Origin of the sequence: Streptomyces tagetis (assembly GCF_018069565.1) — a bacterium.
Classification (GTDB): Bacteria; Actinomycetota; Actinomycetes; order Streptomycetales; family Streptomycetaceae; genus Streptomyces; species Streptomyces tagetis.
Window position 1 is genome coordinate 1 of sequence record NZ_JAGPNL010000012.1, and the last position, 23,565, is coordinate 23,565.

General features: G+C 72.0%; 24 protein-coding genes and 1 pseudogene. 8 read left to right on the forward strand and 17 right to left on the reverse strand.

What is annotated here, in order from left to right; genetic code table 11:
• The 4 genes and pseudogenes from J5Y05_RS29980 to J5Y05_RS29995 form a co-directional block, all read right to left on the reverse strand.
• Positions 1–184 (reverse strand): hypothetical protein (locus J5Y05_RS29980; protein ID WP_210876450.1); only part of this gene is annotated, 184 nt, incomplete at its 3' end.
• A 9-nt stretch (positions 185–193) separates the two neighbouring features.
• The gene (locus J5Y05_RS32715) at positions 194–982 is read right to left on the reverse strand and encodes a hypothetical protein (protein ID WP_372450539.1); all 789 of its coding nucleotides are present in this window, start codon (positions 980–982) and stop codon (positions 194–196) included.
• A 120-nt stretch (positions 983–1,102) separates the two neighbouring features.
• Positions 1,103–1,689, reverse strand: a pseudogene (locus tag J5Y05_RS29990) (TetR/AcrR family transcriptional regulator).
• Positions 1,690–1,712: 23 nt separating this feature from the next.
• Complete coding sequence (locus J5Y05_RS29995; protein ID WP_210876531.1) at positions 1,713–2,711, reverse strand: aldo/keto reductase; 999 nt, start codon at positions 2,709–2,711, stop codon at positions 1,713–1,715.
• 245 nt (positions 2,712–2,956) lie between these two features.
• Between J5Y05_RS29995 and J5Y05_RS30000 the strand changes: the two genes are divergently transcribed.
• On the forward strand, positions 2,957–4,030 hold the full coding sequence (locus tag J5Y05_RS30000) for a chitinase (RefSeq protein WP_210876451.1): 1,074 nt from the start codon (positions 2,957–2,959) through the stop codon (positions 4,028–4,030).
• Positions 4,031–4,201: 171 nt separating this feature from the next.
• On the opposite strand, the gene J5Y05_RS30005 is transcribed toward J5Y05_RS30000, so the two are convergent.
• Positions 4,202–5,584, reverse strand: a complete 1,383-nt coding sequence (locus J5Y05_RS30005) for a glycine--tRNA ligase (protein ID WP_210876452.1) — start codon at positions 5,582–5,584, stop codon at positions 4,202–4,204.
• 138 nt (positions 5,585–5,722) lie between these two features.
• On the opposite strand from J5Y05_RS30005, the gene J5Y05_RS30010 reads away from it, so the two are divergent.
• Genes J5Y05_RS30010 through J5Y05_RS30025 form a run of 4 tightly spaced genes read left to right on the forward strand, consistent with a single transcriptional unit; the run spans position 5,723 to position 8,945 of the window.
• Positions 5,723–6,739, forward strand: a complete 1,017-nt coding sequence (locus J5Y05_RS30010) for a metal ABC transporter substrate-binding protein (RefSeq protein WP_210876453.1) — start codon at positions 5,723–5,725, stop codon at positions 6,737–6,739.
• A 35-nt stretch (positions 6,740–6,774) separates the two neighbouring features.
• On the forward strand, positions 6,775–7,557 hold the full coding sequence (locus tag J5Y05_RS30015) for a metal ABC transporter ATP-binding protein (protein WP_210876454.1): 783 nt from the start codon (positions 6,775–6,777) through the stop codon (positions 7,555–7,557).
• Complete coding sequence (locus tag J5Y05_RS30020; protein WP_210876455.1) at positions 7,554–8,456, forward strand: metal ABC transporter permease; 903 nt, start codon at positions 7,554–7,556, stop codon at positions 8,454–8,456. The genes J5Y05_RS30015 and J5Y05_RS30020 overlap by 4 nt, the downstream gene beginning before the upstream one ends.
• A 60-nt stretch (positions 8,457–8,516) precedes the next feature.
• Positions 8,517–8,945, forward strand: coding sequence for a Fur family transcriptional regulator (locus J5Y05_RS30025; protein WP_210876456.1), 429 nt, complete (start codon positions 8,517–8,519; stop codon positions 8,943–8,945).
• A 78-nt stretch (positions 8,946–9,023) separates the two neighbouring features.
• Here the strand turns inward: J5Y05_RS30025 and J5Y05_RS30030 are convergent, their stop codons facing one another.
• From J5Y05_RS30030 to J5Y05_RS30045, 4 genes are read right to left on the reverse strand one after another with little or no spacing between them, the layout of a single operon-like run.
• The gene (locus tag J5Y05_RS30030) at positions 9,024–9,854 is read right to left on the reverse strand and encodes an isoprenyl transferase (RefSeq protein ID WP_210876457.1); all 831 of its coding nucleotides are present in this window, start codon (positions 9,852–9,854) and stop codon (positions 9,024–9,026) included.
• Between the two features lie 44 nt (positions 9,855–9,898).
• Entirely contained in the window at positions 9,899–10,648 is a 750-nt protein-coding gene (recO, locus tag J5Y05_RS30035) for a DNA repair protein RecO (RefSeq protein WP_210876458.1), read from the reverse strand.
• Positions 10,649–10,670: 22 nt separating this feature from the next.
• Complete coding sequence (locus J5Y05_RS30040; RefSeq protein WP_210876459.1) at positions 10,671–10,886, reverse strand: hypothetical protein; 216 nt, start codon at positions 10,884–10,886, stop codon at positions 10,671–10,673.
• Positions 10,883–11,089 (reverse strand): hypothetical protein, encoded by a 207-nt coding sequence (locus J5Y05_RS30045; protein WP_210876460.1) that lies wholly within the window; start codon positions 11,087–11,089, stop codon positions 10,883–10,885. The genes J5Y05_RS30040 and J5Y05_RS30045 overlap by 4 nt, the downstream gene beginning before the upstream one ends.
• A gap of 115 nt (positions 11,090–11,204) precedes the next feature.
• On the opposite strand from J5Y05_RS30045, the gene J5Y05_RS30050 reads away from it, so the two are divergent.
• On the forward strand, positions 11,205–12,038 hold the full coding sequence (locus tag J5Y05_RS30050) for a helix-turn-helix domain-containing protein (protein ID WP_210876461.1): 834 nt from the start codon (positions 11,205–11,207) through the stop codon (positions 12,036–12,038).
• The gene (locus J5Y05_RS30055) at positions 12,020–12,334 is read left to right on the forward strand and encodes a DUF397 domain-containing protein (RefSeq protein ID WP_210876462.1); all 315 of its coding nucleotides are present in this window, start codon (positions 12,020–12,022) and stop codon (positions 12,332–12,334) included. Before J5Y05_RS30050 ends, J5Y05_RS30055 begins: the two co-directional genes overlap by 19 nt.
• A gap of 844 nt (positions 12,335–13,178) precedes the next feature.
• On the opposite strand, the gene J5Y05_RS30060 is transcribed toward J5Y05_RS30055, so the two are convergent.
• The 6 genes from J5Y05_RS30060 to J5Y05_RS30085 form a co-directional block, all read right to left on the reverse strand.
• Positions 13,179–14,333 (reverse strand): hypothetical protein, encoded by a 1,155-nt coding sequence (locus J5Y05_RS30060; protein ID WP_210876463.1) that lies wholly within the window; start codon positions 14,331–14,333, stop codon positions 13,179–13,181.
• Positions 14,334–14,425: 92 nt separating this feature from the next.
• Positions 14,426–15,406 carry an SCO2521 family protein gene (locus J5Y05_RS30065; RefSeq protein WP_210876464.1) on the reverse strand — a complete coding sequence of 327 codons (981 nt, stop codon included), beginning with the start codon at positions 15,404–15,406 and terminating at the stop codon, positions 14,426–14,428.
• 1 nt (position 15,407) lies between these two features.
• Entirely contained in the window at positions 15,408–16,388 is a 981-nt protein-coding gene (locus tag J5Y05_RS30070) for an SCO2522 family protein (protein ID WP_210876465.1), read from the reverse strand.
• The gene (locus tag J5Y05_RS30075) at positions 16,385–17,302 is read right to left on the reverse strand and encodes an SCO2523 family variant P-loop protein (protein WP_210876466.1); all 918 of its coding nucleotides are present in this window, start codon (positions 17,300–17,302) and stop codon (positions 16,385–16,387) included. The genes J5Y05_RS30070 and J5Y05_RS30075 overlap by 4 nt, the downstream gene beginning before the upstream one ends.
• A 3-nt stretch (positions 17,303–17,305) precedes the next feature.
• Positions 17,306–19,150 carry an SCO2524 family protein gene (locus tag J5Y05_RS30080; RefSeq protein ID WP_210876467.1) on the reverse strand — a complete coding sequence of 615 codons (1,845 nt, stop codon included), beginning with the start codon at positions 19,148–19,150 and terminating at the stop codon, positions 17,306–17,308.
• A 53-nt stretch (positions 19,151–19,203) separates the two neighbouring features.
• Entirely contained in the window at positions 19,204–19,974 is a 771-nt protein-coding gene (locus tag J5Y05_RS30085; protein ID WP_210876468.1) for an SCO2525 family SAM-dependent methyltransferase, read from the reverse strand.
• A gap of 311 nt (positions 19,975–20,285) precedes the next feature.
• On the opposite strand from J5Y05_RS30085, the gene J5Y05_RS30090 reads away from it, so the two are divergent.
• Entirely contained in the window at positions 20,286–20,834 is a 549-nt protein-coding gene (locus J5Y05_RS30090; RefSeq protein ID WP_210876469.1) for a GNAT family N-acetyltransferase, read from the forward strand.
• 34 nt (positions 20,835–20,868) lie between these two features.
• Here J5Y05_RS30090 and J5Y05_RS30095 read toward each other — a convergent pair whose 3' ends face one another.
• Together J5Y05_RS30095 and leuA are read right to left on the reverse strand one after the other, a co-directional pair.
• Positions 20,869–21,564 (reverse strand): TerB family tellurite resistance protein, encoded by a 696-nt coding sequence (locus J5Y05_RS30095; RefSeq protein WP_210876470.1) that lies wholly within the window; start codon positions 21,562–21,564, stop codon positions 20,869–20,871.
• Between the two features lie 185 nt (positions 21,565–21,749).
• Positions 21,750–23,471, reverse strand: a complete 1,722-nt coding sequence (gene leuA, locus J5Y05_RS30100; RefSeq protein WP_210876471.1) for a 2-isopropylmalate synthase — start codon at positions 23,469–23,471, stop codon at positions 21,750–21,752.
• Positions 23,472–23,565 lie beyond the last annotated feature (94 nt).

Here is a 23,565-nt window from a genome sequence, read left to right on the forward strand (position 1 = left end):
GGGCGACGCGGGCCGCGCGGGCGGCGAAGTCCGCGCCGCGCACCGAGGCGCGTACGGTGCCGGCGACCGCGCCGGCGGCGGCGCCCACGGCGGGCGCGGTGCCGCGCGCGAGCAGCCGGGGTCCGGCCAGGACGAGCCCGGCGACGGCGCCCGGGGAACGCGTCAGGAGTCCACCGGTGGTCATCGCGCGTCCTCAGCCCGCCTTCCCGGTACGGGCCGGGCCGGCCGCGCGGCGGGCGGCGGCGTTCCTGGCCGCGCTGGTCTGCTCGGCGGCGGTGCGGGGCGTGGCCGTCTTCCCGGCGGCGCCCTTCCGCGCGGCGGCGGACTTCCGCGCGGCGGTCTTCTGCGCGGCCGTCTTCTGCGCGGCGGTCTTCTGCGCGGCAGCGGTCTGTGCGGCGGTGGTCTGCGCGGCGGTGGTCTTCTTCGCGGCGGCCGTCTTCCGGGCCGTGGTCTTCTTCGCGGTGGCCGACTTCCTGGCGGCGGTGCTCCGCGCGGCGGCGTTCTTCACGGCGGTGCTCTTCACACCCGCCGGACGCCGGGCCGCGGCGGCGCTCTTCGCCGCGGAGGCGGGCCGCGTGGTGGCGGCGCCGGTCCCGGCGGTCCCCGAGGGGGCCGTCTTCCGGGCCCCGGTACCGGCCGTCGCCGTACCTCCCGCCGCGGCGCCGCCCGTTCGCGGCACCGCCCGGCCACCGTTCCCGTCGGCCGCGGCGGCGCCGTCGGCCTCGTGGGGCCGGGGCTGGGTCAGCCAGGCGACGGCCGCTCCGGTGAGCGCCACCGGCCATTCGACCAGACCGGCGACGCCCAGCACCCCGGCGCCCGTGTAGACGACGAAGCGCCGGCCGCGCGGCGACACCGCGCCGATCCGGTCCAGCGCCCCTTCGGCGGCCTTGCCGACCGTCCCGGCGCCCGGCACCTTCCGCAGCGCCGACGCCGCCGCGTGCAACGGCCGCGGGAGTGTCTGCGCCGACTTCTGCTCAGCCATGACTGTCCTCGCCCTGTGCGAACTGGAAACCCTGGAACCTCACCTTCCGCACTTCCGCGGGTTCCCGCACTTCGAGCGTTCGCCCCGACGGCCTCACCCGGCCCCGGGGTCATCCCCCGTTCAGCCGCGCAGCCCGCGCGCCAGGAGGTCGACGACGGCCGCCAACTCCTCCTCCACACCGGCCCGTTCCCACTCCCCGGCGTGGCAGGGGTGGTGGAAGCGGGCGGTGGCGTGGAAGACGGCGCGGGCGGCACCCGCCGGATCGGCGACGGTGAAGGCGCCGCCCGCCGCCCCCGCCCGGACGATCCGGGTGAGCTGCCCGGTCAGCTCGGCCAGGTGGGCGCCGACCACGGCGCCGTTCTCCCCGGCGAGCACGGTGTACGTGGCGAACAGCTCGGGGTCCTCGCCCGCCTTGCGGCGCTTGGCCTCGAACAGGGCCCGCAGCCACTGCCGCAGCCGCTCCTCGGGATCGCCCCCGGCGTCGGCGATCCGGGCCAGCTCCCCGCAGGCACGGTCCAGCCACCGCCGCGTGACCGCCTCGCGCAGCGCCGCCTTGGTGCGGAAGTGGCGGTAGACGGTGCCGTGGCTGACGCCGAGCGCGCGGGCCACGTCGACCACGGTGGCCTTGACCGGGCCGTGCCGGCGCAGCACCTCCTCGGTGGCTTCGAGAATGCGTTCGGGGTCAGAGGCTCGGACGTCGGTGCCATGCCCCGACCGTACCCGGCCCGGTTCAGCGCTCCAGGTGGGCCATCTGGGCCTCGGGGTAGCGGTCGCCGGCGGCTGCTCCCGGGGGCACCGCCCGCTCGATGGCGGCGAGGTCGGCCTCGTCCAGGGTGACGTCCAGGGCGCCCAGCGCCTCGGCCAGCCGTTCGCGGGTGCGGGCGCCGATCAGCGGCACGATGTCCTCGCCCCGGGAGAGCACCCAGGCGATGGCGGTCTGGGCGACGGTGACGCCCTTGCCTTCGGCGATCTCGCGCAGGGCGTCGACGAGGTCCAGGTTGCGCTGGAGGTTCTCGCCCTGGAAGCGGGGCGCGTGGGCGCGGAAGTCGGTCGCGGCGAGTTGCCGGTCGCGGGCGAAGTGGCCGGAGATCAGCCCCCGGGAGAGGACGCCGTACGCGGTGACGCCGATGCCCAGTTCGCGGGCGGCCGGCAGGATCTCGTCCTCGATGCCCCGGGAGACGAGCGAGTACTCGATCTGGAGGTCGCTGACGGGGGCGGTCGCGGCGGCCCGGCGCAGGGTGGCGGCGCCGACCTCGCTCAGGCCGATGTGGCGGACGTGTCCCTCCTCGACGAGACCGGCGATGGCGCCGACCGTCTCCTCGACGGGGACGTCGGGGTCGAGGCGGGCGATGCGGTAGACGTCGATGTGGTCGACGCCCAGGCGGCGCAGCGAGTACGCGGCGAAGGTGCGCACCGCGTCGGGGCGGCCGTCGTAGCCGAGCCAGTCGCCGCCGGGGCCGCGCAGGGCACCGAACTTGACGCTGACGAGGGCCTGTTCGCGGCGGGCGGCGGGGGCGGTGCGCAGCGCCTCGCCGATCAGCATCTCGTTGTGGCCCATGCCGTAGAAGTCGCCGGTGTCGAGCAGGGTGACGCCCGCTTCGAGGGCGGCGTGGACGGTGGCGATCGACTCGGCGCGGTCGGCGTCGCCGTAGAGGGCGGACATGCCCATGCAGCCGAGGCCGAGGGCGGAGACCTGGGGTCCGGTGGTTCCGAGGGAGCGGGTGCTCATCGTCATTCCCCCACCGTCGCATGACAGATGACAGGTTTCCATCACTGTCATTACTTGATCCGTCAACGGCCGCAGGCACCCCCGCCCCCGGCAGTTCTGGTCCAGACCTCTTGACGAATGGTCTGGACCAGAGCACTGTCGTCCCCGACGAAGACTGTCATGTCATCGACACCGACCGGCGGCCCCACACCGCCGGGTTCCGCATGTCCCCAGTCCCTCGCCGCACCCCCACCGGGAGGCCACGCATGGTCCGCCGCACCGTCCGTTCGCTCGCCGCCGCGCTCACCGCGGCCGTCCTCGCGCCGCTCGCGCTCGTCACCGCCCCGGCCGCCTCGGCCGCCCCGGCGCCCGCCCCCGCCGCCGACACCTGCGCCCTGAAGTCCAAGCCCGCCGGGAAGGTCCTCCAGGGCTACTGGGAGAACTGGGACGGCTCCTCCAACGGCGTCCACCCGCCCTTCGGCTGGACCCCGATCACCGACTCCCGCATCGCCCAGCACGGCTACAACGTGATCAACGCGGCCTTCCCGGTCATCCGCTCCGACGGCACGGCGCTGTGGGAGGACGGGATGGACACGGGCGTGAAGGTGGCGACCCCGGCGGAGATGTGCGCGGCGAAGGCGGCCGGGCAGACGATCCTGCTCTCCATCGGCGGGGCGACGGCCGGCATCGACCTCAACTCCACCGCCGTCGCCGACCGGTTCGTCGAGACGATCGTGCCGATCCTGAAGACGTACAACTTCGACGGCATCGACATCGACATCGAGACCGGGCTGACCGGCACGGGGAACATCGGCCAGCTCTCCCCCTCGCAGGCCAACCTGATCCGCATCATCGACGGCGTGCTGGAGCGGATGCCGGCCGGCTTCGGCCTGACCATGGCCCCGGAGACCGCGTACGTGACCGGCGGCAGCGTGGTCTACGGGTCGATCTGGGGCGCGTACCTGCCCATCATCAAGAAGTACGCGGACAACGGCCGCCTGTGGTGGCTGAACATGCAGTACTACAACGGCAGCATGTACGGCTGCTCCGGCGACTCCTACGCGGCCGGCACCGTCCAGGGCTTCACCGCGCAGACCGACTGCCTGGACAAGGGCCTGGTCATCCAGGGCACGACGATCCGGGTGCCCTACGACAAGCAGGTCCCGGGCCTGCCCGCCCAGCCGGGCGCCGGCGGCGGCCACATGACCCCGGCCCAGGTCGCCCAGGCGTGGAACCACTACGGCACGAGCCTCAAGGGCCTCATGACGTGGTCGGTCAACTGGGACGGCTCGAAGAACTGGACCTTCGGCGACAACGTCAAGGCTCTCCAGGGCCGTTGATCCTTCGCGGCCGTTGGTCCTTCGGGGCCGTTGGTCCGGAGGCTCCCGTAGGGCCCGGACCCCGCGGACGCGCGACGCCGGACGAGCCGCAGTGGCCCGTCCGGCGTCGCGCGTCGCGCGTTCGGCGTTCCGCCGTCGGCGGGGGCACCGTGGCCCCCGCCGCACGGGGTCCTAGCAGCCGACCAGACGCGAGGCGAGGTAGCCCTCGATCTGGTCCAGCGACACGCGCTCCTGCTTCATGGAGTCACGCTCGCGCACCGTCACGGCGTTGTCCTCCAGGGTGTCGAAGTCGACGGTCACGCAGTACGGCGTGCCGATCTCGTCCTGGCGGCGGTAGCGGCGGCCGATGGCGCCCGCGTCGTCGAACTCGATGTTCCAGTTCTGGCGCAGGGCCTGGGCGAGACCCTTGGCCTTCGGCGACAGCTCCGGGTTGCGCGAGAGCGGGAGCACGGCGACCTTCACCGGCGCGAGCCGGTAGTCCAGGCGCAGCACGACGCGCTTCTCCAGCTTGCCCTTGGCGTTGGGCGCCTCGTCCTCGACGTAGGCGTCGAGCAGGAAGGCGAGCATCGCCCGGCCGAGACCGGCCGCCGGCTCGATGACGTACGGCGTCCAGCGCTCGCCGGCCTCCTGGTCGAAGTAGGAGAGGTCCTGGCCGGACGCCTTGGAGTGGGCGCCGAGGTCGTAGTCGGTGCGGTTGGCGACGCCCTCCAGCTCGCCCCACTCGCTGCCGCCGAACTGGAAGCGGTACTCGATGTCAGCGGTGCGCTTGGAGTAGTGGGAGAGCTTCTCCTTCGGGTGCTCGAACCACCGCATGTTCTCCTCGCGCAGGCCGAGACCGGTGTACCAGTTCCAGCGCTGCTGCATCCAGTACTCCTGCCACTCCTCGTCCTCGCCCGGCTTGACGAAGAACTCCATCTCCATCTGCTCGAACTCGCGGGTGCGGAAGATGAAGTTGCCGGGCGTGATCTCGTTGCGGAAGGACTTGCCGATCTGGGCGATGCCGAACGGCGGCTTGCGGCGCGAAGTGGTCTGCACCTGGCCGAAGTTGGTGAAGATGCCCTGGGCGGTCTCGGGGCGCAGGTAGGCGACCGAGCCGGAGTCCTGGGTGGGGCCGAGGTGGGTGGAGAGCAGACCGGAGAACTGCTTGGGCTCGGTGAACTGGCCCTTGTTGCCGCAGTTGGGGCAGTTGACGTCCGCGAGGCCGTTCTCGGGGGCGCGGCCCTTCTTCTCCTCGTACGCCTCCTCCAGGTGGTCCGCGCGGAACCGCTTGTGGCAGGCGGTGCACTCGGTGAGCGGGTCGGTGAAGGTGGCGACATGGCCGGAGGCCACCCACACCTCGGGGGCAAGGATGACGGACGAGTCGATACCGACGACGTCCTCGCGCGAGGTGACCATGTAGCGCCACCACTGGCGCTTCAGGTTCTCCTTGAGCTCGACACCCAGCGGACCGTAGTCCCAGGCGGCACGCTGTCCGCCGTAGATCTCACTGCACGGGAATACGAAGCCACGGCGCTTGCTCAGGCTGACGATGGTGTCGATCTTGTCGGCGGCCACGGTGCTCTCTTCATTACGACGACGGGCGACGAAGCGAGATGCTTCCAGAGAATGGCCCAGGTTACCGGCGGGGACGGCCCCCGGGCCAAATCGGCCCCTTGTTGACAACGGTTTCCAGTTTCGTTGAAAATGGGAGTCATGAACGCACGACGGCACACCATATCCGGCATAGCGGTCACCGCGACCGTTCTCCTCGGCCTCGGGACCCTTTCCGCCTGCTCCACCGGCGATTCCGCGACGGACAACGCGGGCAACACCGACAAGTTCGACGTCGTCGCGTCGTTCTACCCGATGGCCTTCCTCGCCGAACAGATAGGCCGCGACCACGTCAACGTGACCAGTCTGACGCAGCCCGGCCAGGAGCCGCACGATCTGGAGATCAGCGCCAAGCAGCGTGCGCGGCTGGAGAGTTCGGACGCGGCCCTCTTCCTCAAGGGCCTCCAGCCCTCCGTCGACGAGGCCATCGCCCAGTCCGGCATCAAGACGAAGATCGACGCGGCCACGCTGACCACCGTGGAGGAGCACGGCGACGACGAGCACGACGACGCTGACGAGCACGACGCGCACGACGAGCACGCGGACGACCACGACGACGACCACGGGCACGACGACGGCCACGACCACGACCACGGCGGCAAGGACCCGCACGTCTGGCTCGACCCGGTCAAGTACGCCGAGGTCGCCGAGGGCGTCGGAAAGGCCCTCGGGAAGGCCGACCCCGACCACGCGGCCGACTACGAGAAGAACACCGCCGACCTCGTCACCCGCCTCGGCGAGCTGAACACCCGCTTCGAGACCGGCCTCAAGGACACCAGGACCAAGGTCTTCATCACCACCCACGCCGCCTTCGGCTACCTCGCCGAGCGCTACGGACTGACCCAGGAGGCCATCAGCGGCCTCGACCCCGAGTCCGAGCCCAGCGCCGCCCGGGTCCGCGAACTCTCCGACACCGCCAAGGCCGACGGCGTCACCACCGTCTTCTACGAGACCCTGGTCAGCGACAAGACCGCGAAGACCCTCGCCCGCGACACCGGGCTGAAGACCGACGTCCTCGACCCCCTGGAGGGCATCACCGACGCCTCCCGCGGCGACGACTACTTCCAGGTCATGGACGCCAACCTCAAGGCCCTCCAGACGGCCCTCGGAGCCAAATGACCCACCGCCCGGAACGAGACGACCCGGAGGCCCGCATGAGCGAGGGCACGAAAGAAGCCGTGATCTCCCTGCGCGGCGTCCGCGCCGACCTCGGCGCCCGCACGGTGCTGCGCGGCATCGACCTCACCGTGCGCCGCGGCGAGGTGGTCGCCCTGCTCGGGGCCAACGGCTCCGGCAAGTCCACCGCCGTGCGCACCCTCATAGGCCAGGTCCCGGTCGCCGCCGGGGAGGCCGCCCTCTTCGGCGTCCCCCGCGCCCGGTTCCGCGACTGGGCGCGCGTCGGCTACGTCCCGCAGCGCACCACGGCCGCGGGCGGCGTCCCCGCCACGGTCACCGAGGTCGTCTCCTCCGGCCGGCTCTCCCGCACCCGCCTCGGCCTGCTCCGCAAGGCCGACCACGCGGCCGTCGCCCGCGCCCTGGAGCTGGTCGGCATGGCGGACCGGGCCAAGGACTCCGTGGACGCCCTCTCCGGCGGACAGCACCAGCGGGTCCTGATCGCCCGCGCGCTCGCCTCCGAACCCGAACTGCTGATCATGGACGAGCCGATGGCCGGCGTCGACCTCGCCAGCCAGGAGATACTGGCCCACACCCTGCGCACCCAGGTCGAGGCCGGCACCACCGTCCTGCTCGTCCTGCACGAGCTGGGCCCCCTGGAGCCCCTCATCGACCGGGCCGTCGTCCTGCGCGACGGCTGCGTCGTGCACGACGGGCCGCCCCCGAAGGCCGTCGGGCAGCACGCCCTGCCCGGCCACGACCACGTCCACCCGCACGAGCCGGCGGACACCGCACCGATGCGCACGGGACTGCTGAGCCGATGACCCTCCTGAGCTACGCCTTCATGCAGCGGGCCCTGCTGGCCGCCGTCCTGGTCGGCATCACCGCGCCCGCCATCGGCATCTACCTCGTCCAGCGCCGCCAGGCCCTCATGGGCGACGGCATCGGCCACGTGGCGATGACCGGCGTCGGCCTCGGCTTCCTGCTCTCCTGGTCCCCCGTGTGGATGGCCGCCGCGGTCTCCGTCCTCGGCGCCGTCCTCATGGAGCTGATCCGCTGGTACGGCAGGACCCGCGGCGACATCGCCCTCGCCATGCTCTTCTACGGCGGCATGGCGGGCGGCGTGATGCTCATGGGCCTCGCCCCGACCGGCTCCAACGCCAACCTGCTCTCGTACCTCTTCGGCTCCCTGACGACGGTCTCCGATTCCGACGTGACCGCCATCTGCGTACTCGCCGCCTTCGTGCTCCTGGTCACCCTGGGGCTGCGCCGGCAGCTCTTCGCGGTCAGCCAGGACGAGGAGTTCGCCCGGGTCACCGGCCTGCCGGTGCGCGCGCTGAACCTGCTCACCGCCGTCACGGCCGCCGTGACCGTCACCGTCGCCATGCGCGTCGTCGGCCTGCTGCTGGTCTCCGCGCTGATGGTGGTGCCGGTCGCCGCCGCCCAGCAGCTCAGCCGCAGCTTCGCCGCCACCTTCGCCATCGCCGTCGCCATCGGCGTCGGCGTCACCCTCGGCGGCACGGTCACCTCGTACTACCAGGACGTGCCGCCCGGCGCGACGATCGTGCTGCTCGCCATCGCCGCCTTCATCGCCCTGACCGCGCTGGCGACCCCGCTGGCCCGACGACGCGCGCGGGCCGGGGCCGGCGCGGAAAGCCCCGGGGACCCGGCGGAGTGCCGCATCCCTGCCACCCGGGGGGCCGCCGACGAAGGCGGTATCTGACCTCTGCCGGGCCGGACTGGCACAATGGGCCCGGCAGTGCAGACGTGAGGAGGCATCCCCGTGACGACCGCTGGACCGCCCGTGAAGGGCCGCGCCACTCGGCAGCGGGCCGCCGTGGCGGCGGCTCTCCAAGAGGTCGAGGAATTCCGCAGCGCGCAGGAACTCCACGACATGCTCAAACACAAGGGCGACTCGGTGGGGCTCACCACGGTCTACCGGACACTTCAATCCCTCGCCGACGCCGGGGAGGTCGACGTCCTGCGCACCGCGGAGGGCGAGTCCGTCTACCGTCGCTGCTCCACCGACGACCATCACCACCACCTCGTCTGCCGCACCTGCGGCAAGGCCGTGGAGGTCGAGGGCCCGGTGGTGGAGAAGTGGGCGGAGGCCGTCGCCGCCGAGCACGGTTTCGTCAACGTGGCGCACACCGTGGAGATCTTCGGCACCTGCGCGGAGTGCGCGGCGGCCGAGGCGACGCCGCCGGCCTGAGCCACCCGCCGGCCACGAGGGCCGCGGACGCCGTCCGGCGTCCGCGGCCCTTCGCGCGTCACCCCCGCCCGGGAACCGCTACGGCTGGCGGCCCTCCATGGCGAGCAGCTCCTCGTTGGGGATCGCCCCGCCGAAGCGCCGGTCGCGCGAGGCGAACTCCAGGCACGCCCGCCACAGGTCCCGCCGGTCGAAGTCGGGCCACAGCACGTCCTGGAACACCATCTCCGCGTAGGCGCTCTGCCACAGCAGGTAGTTCGACGTGCGCTGCTCACCGCTGGGCCGCAGGAACAGGTCCACGTCCGGCATGTCCGGGAAGTACAGGTACTTGGCGATCGTCTTCTCGGTGACCTTGGCCGGGTCGAGCCGGCCCGCCCGCACCTCCTCGGCGATCGCCTGCGCCGCGTCCGCGATCTCGGCCCGGCCGCCGTAGTTCATGCAGAAGTACAGGGTCAGCCGGTCGTTGTCCTGGGTCTGCTCCTGGGCGATCTGCAACTCCTTGGCGACCGACTTCCACAGCTTGGGCATCCGCCCCACCCAGCGGACCCGCACGCCCAGCTCGTCGAGGCTGTCCCGCGAGGCGCGGATGAAGTCCCGGTTGAAGTTCATCAGGAAGCGGACCTCCTCCGGGGAACGCTTCCAGTTCTCGGTGGAGAAGGCGTACAGCGAGATGTTCCGCACACCGATCTCGATCCCGCCCTGGAGCACGTCGAGCACCCGCTCGGCCCCCACCTTGTGCCCCTCGGTACGCGGCAGCCCGCGCTCCTTCGCCCAGCGCCCGTTGCCGTCCATGACGATCGCCACATGCTCCGGCACCAGCTCGCCGAGCCGCGGGGGCCGCGCGCCGGACGGATGCGGTTCCGGCGTCCGGTACTCGCGGCGCTGCCGCCCCAGGAACCCGCGTACGGCCATGTGTCTCTCGTCTCCTCGTGCTGTGGATCGTGTACCAGGGCTTGCTAGGACTTCTCGACGTACCGCAGCGACCGCAGCCCGCGCTCCAGGTGCCAGTGGAGGTACGCGGAGACCAGCCCGCTGCCCTCCCTGACGTACCGCGGCTCGCACGCGTCCGCGGTCGCCCAGTCCCCCGCCAGCAGCGCGCCGAGCAGCTCCAGCGCCTGCGGCGAGGGTACGACGCTGCCGGGCACCCGGCACTCCGCGCAGACGGTGCCGCCCGAACCGACCGAGAAGAACCGGTTCGGTCCCGGCATGCCGCACCGCGCGCAGTCCCCGAAGGTCGGCGCGTAACCGTTGACCGCGAGGGAGCGCAGCAGGAACGCGTCCAGGACCAGGCCCGACGCGTGCTCGCCCCGGGCCAGCGTCCGCAGCGCACCCACCAGCAGCAGGTACTGCTGCACCGCCGGCTCGCCCTCGTGGTCGGTGAACCGCTCGGCGGTCTCCAGCATGGCCGTCCCGGCGGTGTACCGCCCGTAGTCGGCCACGATGGCACCGCCGTACGGCGCGATGGTCTCGCTCTGCGTGCACAGCGGCAGCCCCCGCCCGACCAGCTCGCTGCCCCGGGCGAAGAACTGCACGTCGACGTGGGAGAACGGCTCCAGCCGCGCCCCGAACTTCGACTTCGTGCGGCGCACCCCCCGCGCCACGGCGCGTACCCGGCCGTGACCGCGGGTGAGCAGGGTGATGATCCGGTCCGCCTCACCCAGCTTCTGGGTGCGCAGCACGATGCCGTCGTCGCGGAACAGACTCATGGCGTCCATTCTCGCGCATCGCTCAGGGCACCTCGCCCCGGCTCCGGGCGTTCGTGTACGCGGTCGCCGCGCTCAGCCGCTCGGCGGTCGTGGCCCGCCGTACGGCCTGCGGCTCCGCGTCCCACTCCCGGCCGCCACCGTAGGGCCGCAACTGCACGTAGGGCCCCTCGTGGCCCATCACGACGCCGACGCGGCCGGTCCCCGTGTCCACCGCGTGGGCCCCGACCGGCGGCATCATCGCAGGACCGCCGCGAGCCGCCGGGCGGTCTCGACCGAGCACCGGCCCAGCTCCACCAGGGGGCAGGGGGCCTCACGCGCAAGACTCACCGGGTCGAGCCCGAGGGAGGGCAGGGTGATTCCCGCCCTGGCGAGTGCCGCGCGCAATTCTTTCACCGTTTCCTCCGCTTCTTCGACGCAGTGCGCCGAGTGCCGTGCCTTCACCGTGTTCCCCTCGCTTTTCCGGTTTCACTCTTCGTGCACCCACCATGCCTCTCCGTGCCTAGACTCGTCTGCAACCCGCGCCCTACAAATGCGGGTCAGTGCAAGGGGGTTGGTTATGGCCAACGGTTCACGGCAGGCGGCGTGGGAGTTCTTCGGCACGGAACTCAAGCGACGACGGGAGGACGCGGGCATCACCCAGGTCGAGCTGGGCGCACGGGTATTCGTCTCCGGCGGATACATCGGCCAGTTCGAACAGGCGATTCGGAAACCGCAGTTGGACGTCGCCCAGCGGATCGACGAGACACTGCAAACCGACGGCTTTTTCGAACGGCTCTGGCGAAAGCTCATCAAGGAGCAGCGGTTCGCCGACTACTTCGCCCACACAGCGGAACTGGAGCGGCTGGCCACCAGTATCTACGAGTGGGCACCAGCCGTCGTACCGGGACTCCTCCAGACCCGCGAGTACGCCCGCGCGATCTACTTGTCGCACAACCCACTGGCCACGGACGAGTGGATCGACGACATGGTCAACCTCCGCCTGGACCGAGCCAAGATCCTCAACGACGCTACACGGCCCTTGTATTGGGTGGTCCTGCACGAGACAGCACTTCGCGTGCCGGTAGGTTCGCCGGATGTGATGGCCAAGCAGTTGGACCATCTCGCCGAGATGGTGCGGAGTCGCACGGCCCTGATGCAGGTGCTGCCGTTCAGCGCGGGAGCCCACCCGCACATGGGCAAGCTGATGCTGCTCCATGAGTTCGAGGACGCCCCTCCAACTGTCTATACAGAGGGGGTGAATTCCGGCAACCTGCTGGATGACCCGGCAACCGTGAAGGTAGCGCGAGGGGCTTACGATCTCCTGAGGGCCGACGCCCTCTCGCGGAAGGCGTCCCTGGACATGATCGAAGCGACGGCGGAAGGTTACAGAGCATGCGCAGGTACAACCTGACGAACGCACGCTGGCGCAAGAGCAGCTACAGCGGCGGCAACGGCGGTGAGGCATGTGTCGAGGTCGCGTACGACTTCCCAGGTGCCGCCCGCTGGCGCAAGACCACTTACAGCAACGGCGAGGGCGGTAGCTGCGTCGAGGTCGGCGACGGCGTCCCCGGCATCGTGCCTGTCCGGGACAGTAAGCAGGATGCCGGTCCTGTGCTGGTCGTCAGGGCGGCGGCGTGGACGGAGTTCGTAGGTGCCGTCGGGGCCGCCCGCTGCCTTGCCAGTGTCGTACCTCCGCGAGGCGAGTAAAGGGCGCTCCGGCACGGGGAAGAAGCGAGCGGGCGGCCCGGAAAACGGTGGCCCAGGCATGCCGTCCCCTCACGTCGCTCACCCACGTCCCGGCGTCGGGGGCGCGCTCGCGCCTCGCCTGCACGCCGGGCCGTCTCGGCGGCCGGCCGCCGGTGGCACCACCACCCCCCGGCCCCCCGACCCCATAGTGGTCCGCAAAAACGTGAACACCTCGGCGCCGACTGTCATCCGACCGCTCATCCGAGCGCCCGCCTGACACTCCTCCCCCCACCTGTCCACCATTTTTCGGACCTACCCTCCCCCGACCACCGGCCGTCGGGCCCGCATCACACCTCAGGCCACCACCTCGGGACACCACCTCGGACTATCGGCTCGGTCCATCGCCTCGGGACACCACCTCGGACTATCGGCTCGGGCCATCGCCTCGGGTCACTATCTCGGGCCATCGGCTCGCTCAGCGGGCATTCCCGGGCCACGGGCCTCCCCTTTTCCCGGGCCCCTTTTCCCGGGCCCCTTTTCCCGGGGTCCCCTTCCCCCGGCGGCTTCTGCCACCACTCCCACTCACGGTCGGCCGCCGAGACGGCGCGGCGTGCCTGCGAGACGCTGACGCGCACCGAACGCCGGGAACGTAGGGAGACACCTCGGGGCCCTGTATGCCTGGCCACCCGTTTCCCCAGGCCGCCCGCTCGCTTCTCCCCCGTGCTGGAGCGAGGCGAGTCAAGGGTGGCCCGAAGGGCCATCGGCGCAGCCGACGCGGAACGCAGCGCAGCGGAGTGGAGCGCCCTTTACTCGCCTCGCGGAGGCACGACACTGACAAAGAAGCGGGCGGCCCCGACGGCCACTGTCAGGTCTGGTCCACCATCCACGTCCCGTCCTCCTCCGCGTCGACCCGTACCTCCAGCTCCCGTACGCCCATGCCCGCCTCCCACAGTTCCCGGAACCGCTTCAGGCGGTCCTGGACGTGGTCCGGCCGGGCGATGAGCCGGGTGCGGACGTTGACGTCCCGCAGGTCCTGCTCGATCTCGAACGACACCTGCTCGTCGTAGACGATGAAGTCGTTCGTGGTGCCCCGCTGGAGGTTGGGCGGCAGCTCGGGCAGGACGGAGACGCGGACGTCGATGTGGAGCAGGTCCTGCTCCTCGCAGAGCCGCAACAGCCGGTCGTCGAGTTCGCGGGCGCTCGCCAGCAGGAAGAGCCGGCGGACGGAGACGCCCTGGTGCTCGATGGCCTCCTGTTGGGCCTGGAGGTAGCGGCTCGCGGGCTCGCTGTTCCAGAACTCGCGGTCGACGCTGGTGCTGGTGGCGTAGATGGTCTGCTCGGCGGCGTGGGTGAGGCCGAGCATCCAGTCGTGGTTCTCGCCGGGGCACTCGGCGGTCAGGTTGGTGAGGTCGGCCATGTAGCCGACGACCCGCTTCATCTCCAGGCGGACGAAGGTGTAGAGGATCGACGGTCCGGGCGCGAGCGCCTCGGCGAAGCTCTTGGCCAGCTCGGGGACGCCGTCGATGCGGGCCCGGTCGAGCTGGGGGTAGGGCTCGCCGCGGGCGGTCTGCGCGAGGTGGGTCTCGACGAGCTGCCGTACGTCCTCGATGTGGCGGGCCAGCCCGGCCCGGAGGTCGTGGTCGTAGCGGTCGAGACCGTCGCGGACCGTGCCGACGTGTTCGGCGAGGGCGTGCTCGACGCGCCGGGTGTGCTCGGCGAGCCGCAGGTCGGGGCCGCGGGCCGCCTCCCGGGCCCGCCGGTCCAGCCCGTACAGCCAGTGCAGGGCCACGACGGCCCCGGCGCCGAGCAGGGCGGTGGCGCACTGCCGCAGCGGCCCGCTGTCCGGGCTCAGCAGGGCGGCGGCGCCCCAGAGCGCGACGCCGGTGACGAGGCCGGCCAACAGCCGGCGCGGCCAGGGCGAGGCGCCCGTGAGGGACTTGGGGCCGGGGAGCGCCGGGGCGCCCGCGTGGCCGGGTGGACGGAGTGTCTCGTCGGGGCGGGGTGACTGTGCCGTGTTCATCTCGCTTCTCCCCCCGTTGGGATACGCGTCGGATCGGGACGTGCGTGGCGGTGCGGGGATGTGCGGGGCGGCGCTGCGGGGAGGGCGTCCGGTCAGGGCGCCGGTTCCACCTCCCGTCGGGCGGGGCCGATGGCCTGGAGGGCCAGTTGGTCGCGGATGCGGTGGACGAGGGCATCCCACTGCCGGGTGAAGCCGGGCCGCTCCTCCAGCGGGTCCCACAGCCGCGCCAGGGCGGGGGTCACCCGGGCCCGGGGCATCCACAGGTGCAGCAGATGATCGACGGCGGGCCCGAGCGCGCGCAGGACGGACGAGCCGTCACGGTCCGCCCCGGTGCCGAGGCGGATGCCGTCGAAGGTGCGGACCACGGTGGTCAGCAGCCAGTCGTGCAGGGCGAGGTCGGCGCAGAGTCCGGCGATCTCGTCGGCGGGGGTGTCCTCGGGGACGCGGAGGCGGACGGTGCGCAGTTCGTCCTCGGCGAGCGTGAACCGTTCCAGGGACGGCCCGGCGCCGCTCGGCGCGGGCAGGGCGGCCCAGCGCAGCCGGGTGGGCCGGGACCGCATGGGCGGGCGCTGGTCGAGCAGCGGGTGGCGCAGCAGCCGGGTCAGCAGCGCGTCGGCGATGAGGCCGACGTCCAGGTCGCCCTGGCGGCCCCCGTCGAGCACGCCGCGGGCGACCGGTTCCCGGGGCAGCTTGCCGAGGGGTTCGACCGTGCCGGGCCGTATCAGGTACTGGCCCCAGGGCCGCCGCTGGTCGGGGCCGGAGGCGGGGGCGCGGAAGCGGGCGGAGGTCTGGAGCACCCGGCCCTCGGTGAGCACGGCGTGCGCGGCGACGGTGCCGACGGCGCGGACGCGGGCGCCGTCGGCGGCGGGCAGCGGGCAGTCGACGCCGGTGAGGGTGTCGGGGGAGCGCGCGTAGAGGGTGGGGCGTTCGGAGAGCAGGACCCGTTCGTCGGCGCGCAGGGCGAGGAACTGGGCGGCGGAGCGGATGTCGAGGGCCTGGCGGGCGGGCAGCAGGCAGGTGCGGATCTCGCCGCAGAGGAGGGCGGTGGGCGGGCCGGTCTCGGGCGGCCGCATCTCACGGCCCCGCGTAGAACACGTAGGAGACCCGGTCGGCGACCGAGTCGGGCAGCTCCGCCCGCTCGCCCCGCGCACGGACCGCGACCTGCCCGAGGGCGCCGGGGTCCACCTCGGTCTGGTCGAGGATCACGCGGACGGCGTGCTCGACGGGGAGGAAGCGGTTGGGCAGGACGGAGCAGGTGCGGTAGGCGGTGAAGGGGTCCGCGTCCGGATTGAGGCGGAGCAGGGGCGGCAGGTCGTCCCAGTCGTCGGGGAAGCCGCCGTCGCCGTGCGGGCGGGGGCTGAGGACGGCTTCGCCCTGGTGGCGCAGGAGGCCGAGCCGGGCCAGTTGCCAGACGGCGGCGAGGAAGGGGCAGGACCAGGTGCGCCCGTCGGGGCCGTCGCTGAAGAGTTCGGTGTCGAGGAAGACGGAGTGGCGGCGGGCCGCGGTCTCCTTCGGCGGGCGCCACACCTGGGCCCGTTTCATCGCCTGCGGGGCGCGGACGGCGGGGCTGCGCTCCCCGTTGGCCAGCCAGCCGGTCTGGGCGGCGGGCGGGCGGATGCCGTGGCTGCTGGGCGGCGGTGACTCGACGATGCGGCCGGCCACCGCCTCGGCGACGGGCACCTCCCCGAAGACCGCGCAGCCGGACTCGCGGGCCAGGTAGTCGACGGTGAGCCCGGCCCGGTCCGCCTCGGCGAGGAGCATCGGGACCACCTCGGCGGGGCTGGAGAACCGGGTGAAGTAGTCGTCGACGAGGAAACAGGTGCTGATCCGGGCCCGTTGGGCGCCGGTGCGGGCGGTGGCGGCGGCGCGGGCGGTGGCGGCGGCGCGGGCCGCCTCGGCCCAGGGGCGGACCTCGGCGAAGTGGCGGCGCAGCCGTCCGGGACCGGCCTCGAAGTCCTCCATGTAGAGGTGGCCCAGCTCCAGGGAGAGGTGGGCGAGGGGCACCGCCTGGGTGCGGGGGGCGGCGGCGGTCTCGTGGAACACCGCGTCCGTCATGGCTGCCCCCAGTGCGCGTCGTCCGTCAGGCGCCGGGCGATCTCCTCCAGCGCTTCGAGGGTCTCCTTGTTGGCGATCTGCGTGGAGAGCACGTCCTCCTCGGTGATCAACTGCTCGCGCCACTGGAGTATCGGCTCCAGCGGCACAATGCCGAGCACGACGCTGTCGCCGATGCGGTGTTCGGCGGCGAGCCGGCGCAGCGCCTCGTCGCACGCCTGCATCCAGGCGGCCTGGGCGGGCGAACCCTGCGCCCACAGCGGCGACTCGGGGTCGGGCACGGCGGCCCGTACGAAGCGGATCGAGGCCCGCAGCGTCTCCTCGTCGTGGCCGCGCTCCACCCCGCCGCGCAGGATGCCGTGGTCGGTGTGGACCAGCCCGGAGGCGGCGATGACGTGCTGGCGGGTCCAGCGGTGGAAGACGAGCCAGCGGCAGGGCACGTACCGCATCCGGGGGTGGGCGGTGGCGGCGAGGACCATGTCCACCGCGTAACTGCGCCCGGCGCTCAGGTCGACGAGGGTGACGTCGAACTCGTTGTCGATGCGCAGCAGCAGGTCGACGCAGCGTTCGAGGGCGTCCGCGCCGGTGGCGAACTCGCCGCCGCCCGCGTCACCGGGGAAGAGGACGAGGCGGCCCGACTGGTTGGGCCGGGTGCGCAGTTGGGGGTGCTCAGTCTGGCGCCACACGTCGATCCGGGCCGGCTCGGGCGCCTCGCCCTCCAGGTAGGAGTGGAGGCCGGGCTCCTCGGTGCCGCGCAGGGCGCCGGGCACGTCGAAGACGGCGGCGGCGGTGGGCGAGCCGAAGTCGAAGTCGACGTAGGCCACGTGATCGCCGGTGAGCGCGCGCTGGTACGCCAGGTTGGCGCTGGTCACGGAGCGCCCGGTACCCCCCTTGTCGGAGGCGGCGAAGACGAGCACGGCTCACACCTCCTGGGCGGCGGCTCCCCTGGCCTGGGCCAGGGTGTCGAGTTCCCTCAGCACGGGCAGGGCCAGCGCGAAGGCCGTCGCCGGGCGGTCGTCGATGAGGCTGCGGGCGTGGTCGAGGCGGCTCTCGATGCTCCGCATGGTGCGCGCCCGGCTCCCGTCCGGGGAGGTGGCGCCCTCCAACTGCTCCTTGCCGAACAGGTGGGTGGCCTCGCTGAGCAGTTCCCGGGCCAGCTCCGCCAGTTCGGCGCTGCGGATGGGCTGCTGCTTGTACAGGTTGCGGGCGGCGACGAGGCATTCGGTGACGCGCTCGGTGATGCTCCACGACAGGCGGCGTCCGACGCCCCGGGCGTCCGGGTAGACGGCGCGGACGTTGTCCCAGAGGCCGGCGGCGTCCTCGTCCTCGATCCGCCGGTCCCACAGGTGCTCGAAGGTCTGCTCGGCCAGCCGCAGCAGGCGGTCCTGGGCGCCGATGTTCCTCGACAGCTCGGCGAGCTGGATGCTGCGCTTGAGGAGCTGCGCGGAGAAGTCCGTCATCCGCCACAGCAGCAGGCTCCCGGAGCGCTGGGAGCCGGCGAGCGGCATGGTGACGCCGGGGTTGTGCAGCCGGATGGTGGGGTCCTCCTTGGTCATCCGGCTGGTGATCCGGCCCCGGTCGGCGAGGCGCTCCATGATGGCGACGGTGCGGGTGAGGTCGTCGTCGGTGGCCTTGCGGCGGACCAGGTCGTGGACGAGGATCGCGGCGACGGTCAGCGAGAAGTACTCGGACTCCAGCCGCAGTCCGGTGGTCTGCCAGGGCAGGTCCTCCAGCGGCCAGCGCTCGGAGCCGAATCTGGCCACGGCCGACCAGTACTGCTGGCTCAGCTCCCAGCGCAGCCGCAGCGCCTCGGCCAGCTTCTGCTGGTCGGCGTCGAGCAGTCCGAGGGTGAGGGTGCGCTCGGAGAAGAGGTCCTGGATGCCGTCGAGGGCGACCACGGTGAAGTACACGTAGGGCAGCCGGTCGGCGATGCCGTCGGGCTGCCCGTGGACCTGTGTGTCGAGGTCGATGACGCGGGGGGCGTCCTGGACGACGCCCCAGGCCCAGCCGCACTCGAAGAGCTGGCTCTCGTCCCGGATGCCCTCGTCGACCTGGATGCCGCGGGTGAGGCTCTCGATGATGGTGGCACGCAGCGGGCGCAGCCGGCGGGAGAACTGCTGGAGCACCTGCCGGTCGGACTGCCCGCCCTGGCCGATGACCTGGATGAGGCGCCGGCCCTGCTCCGACTCGGCGTCGAAGACGTTCACGGTGAAGGAGCGCAGCAGGCTGATCATCGCGGCGGTGAGCCGGGAGTTGGTGGCCTCGCGCAGCTCTCCGATGGCCCGGCGGATCTCGCGGCGGGTGGTGGTGGCCTCGTAGACCTTGAGGAAGCCGAGGGTGGCCAGGCAGAGCGTGATGGACATCGAGTAGGAGTCGACTACGCCCAACTGCTCCTGCTCGTGGGTGAGTTCGACGTCGGGTCCGCTGGGGCGGAAGTAGTGGCCGCCGGCGAAGGTGGGGCTGTCGTCGGGCCCGGTGTGGGTGCGCATGAACTGGCTCAGCGCGGTGATCAGGTTGGCCGGGATCTCCAGCCGGGTGCCGAGGCGCTCCAGGGCGCGCAGCACGTCCCGTTCGGTGGTGTCCGGCTGGTCGAGGCGGAAGGCGGGGACCTCGGTGGCCGGGTAGAGGATGCAGAGCAGGCGCTCGGCGTCGGCGACGCTGCTCAGTCCGTCGGTCTCCCCGCGGACGAGCTTCCCGTCGTCGAACGAATGACGGGCCATGGCCTGCCAGATGTCCAGCAGATGCTGGCGTGGCTTGATCTGCATCCCCCGCACCCTTCGCACAGATCCCGTTGCCTGTGGACTGCATGTCCCCGTTCCTACGGGGTGGCAACCTCCCCGTTCCGCCGGCCCAGGGCGAGCAGGATGCCTTCGTGGCCCGGCCGCACCATGTGGTGCAGGTCGTGGGTCTCGACGTCGGTCGTGAAGGCTTCCAGGCTCTCCCTGACGCGCTCCTCGTTGACCCGGTAGGCCGGGTACGTGTGGTCGCCGACCCGGTACCCGACGGACTCCTTCATGAAGGCGGCGGCGAAGGGGGCACCCTCGCCCAGCGCGTTCATGAAGCAGCGCACGCCGCGCGCGAACTCCTCGGGGCACTCGGACATGGAGTCGGCGACGAAGAACATCGTGCCCATCTCCCAGCGCCGCTGTCCGTCCAGGTCGAACAGATTGCCCCGCTCCACCCGGACGATCTCCCCGCACCGCGCGCGCGGGTCGACGTCCCGGTAGGCCGGGGCCTCGCGGAGCACCTCCCAGAAGGCGTCCCAGACGGGGTCGTACCCCTCGGGGGACACCTGGCGCTCCAGGTACTCGACGTTCGGCTGTGCGTACTCCAGCAGCAGCACCTTCTCGCACCACGGCAGCATGGAGAGCGCCGGGTAGAGGTTGGCGCCGGCGCCCACGTCGACGCCCCGCACCGAGTCGGGGACGCCGTCCGCGAAGCAGCGGCCGAAGTGGTCGCGCATGAGCCGCACGATGAGAAGGTCGACATCGAGCGGTGTCCGGTAGTTGTTGTCGACGTACACCTCTGGATCGAATTTCGACCAGGGCGCGTCGGCGTTTCGGTCCATAGTCACCCTGCCGTGTTCCATTCGGTGGTGGACGGCCCGTGTGCCGTGCGCGCGAGCCCCGTTGGACGCCCGTTCCGGAGCGGCGTCAGCGTTGTTCGCAAGGTAAGCCACCAGGACACACCCGGACAGCGGGGAACCCGCCAGTCCGTATCGGCAGGGCGCACGCCGGGCGCACCGTTGTACACCCGAACTCGCCCTTGCATGACGGAAGTTGGACGCTCACTCTAGCCAGGGGACGGCACCGCCGCCACCGATGCGCGCTCATTCCATCGTGTGGCCGGGCCGGCGGCCGTCCGGTTGACGTACGCACGTCCCGTCTGTCTGGGGGTGGCATGACCGCCGAACCGCTGGAACGCTCCTGGGGCCGCCACGAGCGCTACGGGAGGACGGCGCCCTTACCGGACACCCCACCGCTCGTCCTGCGCACCGCCCGCGAGAGCGACCTGCCCGAGCTGCGGCGGCTGGACCGGGAGGTGTTCCGCGAGGTCGCCTACCCCGGCTTCCTGCTCCGCCAGCTCTGGGACATGTACGCCGAGCACTTCCTCGTCCTCGACGACGGCGCGGGCCGGCTGCGCGGCTACGTGCTGGCCGCCACCCGGACCCCGGCGCTCGGCCCGGACAGTTGGATACTCGGCCTGTGCGTGGCCCGGGACCGGCGGCGCGGCGGGCTAGGGCGGGAGCTGATGACCGAGGTGCTGGAGCGGCTGCGCCGGGACGGCGTGGAACGGGTGCGGCTGACCGTCGAGCCGGCCAACCGGGCCGCCCTGCTGCTCTACCGCTCCCTGGGCTTCTCCCCCGAGGGCCCGGACGCGGGGCTGCGCCGGGACTACTTCGGTCCGGGCATGGACCGGCGCATCCTGCGCCTGGACCTCACCGCCTGACGCCCGTCCCCTCCCCGGGCGCCCGGCGGCGCGGTCAGGAGGGGGTGCCGGCCGACTCCAGGAGCCGGGTCACGTCGGCCGAGCAGATGGTCAGCGCCGCCCCCACCGTCGCCAGGGCGTCCCGCTCGGCGGGGGTGTAGGGGCCGTCGGCCAGCGCGATGCGGGCGCCCTGGAGCAGGATCGATTCCCGCCCGGCGGCGGCGAGGTGCGGGGCCAGCGGGTCCAGCGACTCGTGCAGCTCTATCGCGAGCCCCGGTACGCAGGGCTCCCCCGCGACCCGTCCGGTGTCCGCCTCCAGCGCCTCGACGAGGGCGGCGAGCTGCTCCTCGTCGCAGTCGGCGAAGCCGGCCGCGCGCACCGCGCAGGCCGCCGTCTCCAGCGCCGTGCGCGAGCCGGTGCCGCCCGCGGCCAGCACCGCGAGGGCGACCGTGTGGACGGCGTCGCGCAGCATCGCCGAGAAGCGGGTCGTGGTCGGGTGGTCGAGCACGTCGGTGCCGAAGCGGCGGCTGCAGGCCGCGCACTCGACGGCCGGCGCGCACGCGCCGCGCGACAGCACGGGGACGCCGAGCAGGGCCAGGCGGCGGCGCCCCGACAGCCGCTGGTAATTGCGGTCGCCGCCACAGCCGGGGCAGAAGAACTCCCCGTCTCCGACGCAGGTCCAGGCGGTGCGGGTGCCCAGGATGCGCGGGAGCCGGGCAGCCCGGCCGTGTCGTCTCCGTCCAGGCAGCACGTCGCACCTCCATAACCGCGCGGCAACATCGCCGCGCTGGCGTGATGTTAGCCACATCGTCGACGTGGAGTCAGTACCCCGGAAGAGACCTCTCCGTGACCTGCACATATATCTGGCCGGTATCCGACGGGGCCCCGCCCGCCTGTTCTCGGCGTGCGGGGCCCCGAAACCACCGGTCGGACTGATCAGCGGGACGCGCGGTTGACGGCCGAGACGACCGCCTTCAGCGACGCTCGTGTCGTGTTCGCGTCGATTCCGATCCCCCACAGGACCTTGTCGCCGATCGCGCACTCGATGTAGGAGGCGGCCTGCGCGGACGCGCCCTCGCTCATCGTGTGCTCCTGGTAGTCCAGCAGGCGTACGTCCACGCCGATGGACTGCAGCGCGTCGAAGAAGGCCGAGATCGGACCGTTGCCCGTGCCGGTCAGGACGGTGTCGGCGCCGTCCACCGCGGCCTCCACGGTGAGCGTGTCGATGCCGTCGCGGTCAGTCGTGGTCTGCCCGTTCTTGACCTGGATGCGCCCCCACGGGTTTTCCGGGTTGGGCAGGTACTCGTCCTGGAAGACGGCCCAGATGTCGGCGGGGGTCACCTCGCCGCCCTCGGCGTCCGTCTTCGCCTGGATGATCCTGGAGAACTCGATCTGCATCCGGCGCGGCAGGTCCAGCTTGTGGTCGTTCTTCAGCACGTAGGCGATGCCGCCCTTGCCGGACTGCGAGTTGACCCGGATGACCGCCTCGTAGGAACGGCCGACGTCCTTCGGGTCGATCGGCAGGTACGGGACCGCCCACTCGATCTCGTCGACGGTGACGCCCCGGGCCTTCGCGTCGGCCTCCATGGCGTCGAAGCCCTTCTTGATGGCGTCCTGGTGGGAGCCGGAGAAGGAGGTGTAGACCAGGTCGCCCACGTACGGGTGGCGCGGGTGGACCTCCATCTGGTTGCAGTACTCCCAGGTACGGCGGATCTCGTCGATGTTCGAGAAGTCGATCTGCGGGTCGACGCCCTGCGAGAACAGGTTCATGCCCAGGGTGACCAGGTCGACGTTGCCGGTGCGCTCGCCCTGCCCGAACAGGCAGCCCTCGACGCGGTCGGCGCCGGCCATCAGCGCCAGCTCGGCGGCGGCGACGGCGGTGCCGCGGTCGTTGTGCGGGTGGACCGACAGGCAGACGTGCTCGCGGCGGGAGAGCCGGCGGCCCATCCACTCGAAGCGGTCGGCGTGCGTGGACGGCGTCGAACGCTCCACCGTGGCGGGCAGGTTGAGGATGATCTCGCGGCCCGGTCCGGGCCGGTAGACGTCCATCACCGCCTCGCAGACCTCCAGCGCGAAGTCCAGCTCGGTGTCGGTGAAGATCTCCGGGCTGTACTGGTAGCCGAACTCCGTCTCCGGGCCCAGCAGCTTCTCCGCGTACTCCATCACCAGTCGGGTGCCGTCGACGGCGATCTGCTTGATGTCGTCCCTGGAGCCGCGGAAGACGACCCGGCGGAAGACCGGGGCGGTGGCGTTGTACAGGTGGACGGTGGCCCGGCGGGCGCCCTTCAGGGACTCCACCGTGCGCTCGATCAGGTCCTCGCGGGCCTGCGTCAGCACCGAGATCGTCACATCGTCCGGGATGGCGTCCGGGTCCTCGATGATCGAGCGGACGAAGTCGTAGTCGGTCTGGCCGGAGGCCGGGAAGCCGACCTCGATCTCCTTGTAGCCCATGGCGACCAGCAGGTCGAACATCGCGCGCTTGCGGGCGGGCGACATGGGGTCGATCAGGGCCTGGTTGCCGTCCCGCAGATCGGTCGAGAGCCAGCGGGGGGCCTGGGTGATCCGCCGGGTGGGCCAGGAGCGGTCGGCCAGGTCGACCTGGTCGTAGCCGCGGTACTTGGCGATGGGCATGGTGCTGGGCTGCTGGCGGTTGGCCATGGTGGCGTGGGCTCCTCTGATGTCCGCGGTGTCCGCGTGTCCGGAAGGACGGCCGACGACGCACCACCAAGCACCGCGGGGAGGGAGTCGGCCT

Bases quoted from the DNA above. Each gene is read 5' to 3' on its own strand.
- J5Y05_RS32715 (WP_372450539.1), bottom strand. From the start codon at position 982: ATGGCTGAGCAGAAGTCGGCGCAGACACTCCCGCGGCCGTTGCACGCG.
- J5Y05_RS29995 (WP_210876531.1), bottom strand. From the start codon at position 2,711: ATGAGCACCCGCTCCCTCGGAACCACCGGACCCCAGGTCTCCGCCCTC.
- J5Y05_RS30000 (WP_210876451.1), top strand. From the start codon at position 2,957: ATGGTCCGCCGCACCGTCCGTTCGCTCGCCGCCGCGCTCACCGCGGCC.
- J5Y05_RS30010 (WP_210876453.1), top strand. From the start codon at position 5,723: ATGAACGCACGACGGCACACCATATCCGGCATAGCGGTCACCGCGACC.
- J5Y05_RS30015 (WP_210876454.1), top strand. From the start codon at position 6,775: ATGAGCGAGGGCACGAAAGAAGCCGTGATCTCCCTGCGCGGCGTCCGC.
- J5Y05_RS30020 (WP_210876455.1), top strand. From the start codon at position 7,554: ATGACCCTCCTGAGCTACGCCTTCATGCAGCGGGCCCTGCTGGCCGCC.
- J5Y05_RS30030 (WP_210876457.1), bottom strand. From the start codon at position 9,854: ATGGCCGTACGCGGGTTCCTGGGGCGGCAGCGCCGCGAGTACCGGACG.
- recO (WP_210876458.1), bottom strand. From the start codon at position 10,648: ATGAGTCTGTTCCGCGACGACGGCATCGTGCTGCGCACCCAGAAGCTG.
- J5Y05_RS30040 (WP_210876459.1), bottom strand. From the start codon at position 10,886: ATGATGCCGCCGGTCGGGGCCCACGCGGTGGACACGGGGACCGGCCGC.
- J5Y05_RS30050 (WP_210876461.1), top strand. From the start codon at position 11,205: ATGGCCAACGGTTCACGGCAGGCGGCGTGGGAGTTCTTCGGCACGGAA.
- J5Y05_RS30055 (WP_210876462.1), top strand. From the start codon at position 12,020: ATGCGCAGGTACAACCTGACGAACGCACGCTGGCGCAAGAGCAGCTAC.
- J5Y05_RS30060 (WP_210876463.1), bottom strand. From the start codon at position 14,333: ATGAACACGGCACAGTCACCCCGCCCCGACGAGACACTCCGTCCACCC.
- J5Y05_RS30065 (WP_210876464.1), bottom strand. From the start codon at position 15,406: ATGCGGCCGCCCGAGACCGGCCCGCCCACCGCCCTCCTCTGCGGCGAG.
- J5Y05_RS30070 (WP_210876465.1), bottom strand. From the start codon at position 16,388: ATGACGGACGCGGTGTTCCACGAGACCGCCGCCGCCCCCCGCACCCAG.
- J5Y05_RS30080 (WP_210876467.1), bottom strand. From the start codon at position 19,150: ATGCAGATCAAGCCACGCCAGCATCTGCTGGACATCTGGCAGGCCATG.
- J5Y05_RS30085 (WP_210876468.1), bottom strand. From the start codon at position 19,974: ATGGAACACGGCAGGGTGACTATGGACCGAAACGCCGACGCGCCCTGG.
- J5Y05_RS30090 (WP_210876469.1), top strand. From the start codon at position 20,286: ATGACCGCCGAACCGCTGGAACGCTCCTGGGGCCGCCACGAGCGCTAC.
- leuA (WP_210876471.1), bottom strand. From the start codon at position 23,471: ATGGCCAACCGCCAGCAGCCCAGCACCATGCCCATCGCCAAGTACCGC.